The sequence below is a fragment of the Rhodoferax sp. GW821-FHT10B06 genome (assembly GCF_059415605.1).
Map to the genome: position 1 here is coordinate 1 of NZ_JBWKNO010000043.1, position 890 is coordinate 890.

Consider the following 890-nt stretch of genomic DNA (forward strand, 5'->3'; position numbering starts at 1 on the left):
GCAGCCACGCTGTTGGTGCTCAGCGCCGCAATCTGGCTGGTCTTCAGCGCAGCCACGTCCACCGTCTCTATCGCCACGATCTGGTTGGTCGTCAGCGCCGCCACGTCAGCGGTGGTCACCGCCGCGATTTGGCCGGTGGTCAACGCCACGATCTGGTTGGTCGTCAAGGCCGCTGCCTGCGCCGTTGTCAACGCTGCGATCTGGTTGGTACCCAGCGCCGCGATGTCCACAGTCTCGATCGCCACCACTTGGTTGGTCGTGAGGGCCGCAACGTCCGTGCCCAGCGCTACCACTTGGGCCGTGGTCAAGGCCACGACCTGGTTAGTCGTCAGGGCCACAACTTGGCTGGTGGTCAGCGCCGCAATACCGGCCGTGGTCACGGCCTGGATCTGGTTGGTGGTCAGCGCTGCCACGCTGTTGGTGCTCAGTGCCGCGATCTGGTTGGTCTTCAGAGCCGCAACGTCCACGGTCTCGATCGCCACAACCTGGTTGGTCGTCAGCGCGGCCAGCTCCGTGGTCGTCAGCGAGGACACCTGGCCGGTGGTCAAGGCCACAATCTGGTTGGTCGTCAACGCCACCACTTGTGCGGTGTTCAGTGCCACCAGGTCTGCCGTGGTCACGGCCTGGATCTGGTTGGTGGTCAGCGCTGCCACGCTGTTGGTGCTCAGGGCCACAACCTGGCTGGTCTTCAAGGCGGCTATGTCAGCCGTCTCGATCGCCGCAACCTGGTTGGTCGTCAGCGCGGCTATCGCCGCTGTCGTCAACGACGATACCTGGCCAGTGGTCAAGGCGACGATCTGGTTGGTCGTCAGCGCTGCAACCTGGGCCGTCGTCAAGGCAACGATCTGGCTGGTCTTCAGCGCCGCTACATCCACTGTCTCTATCGCAAC

Annotated in this window: 1 pseudogene; it reads right to left on the reverse strand. The window is 63.9% G+C overall.

Annotated elements, in window-relative coordinates:
- Nucleotides 1-890, reverse strand: a pseudogene (locus tag AC07O2_RS25960) (heme utilization protein); the annotation flags it as partial.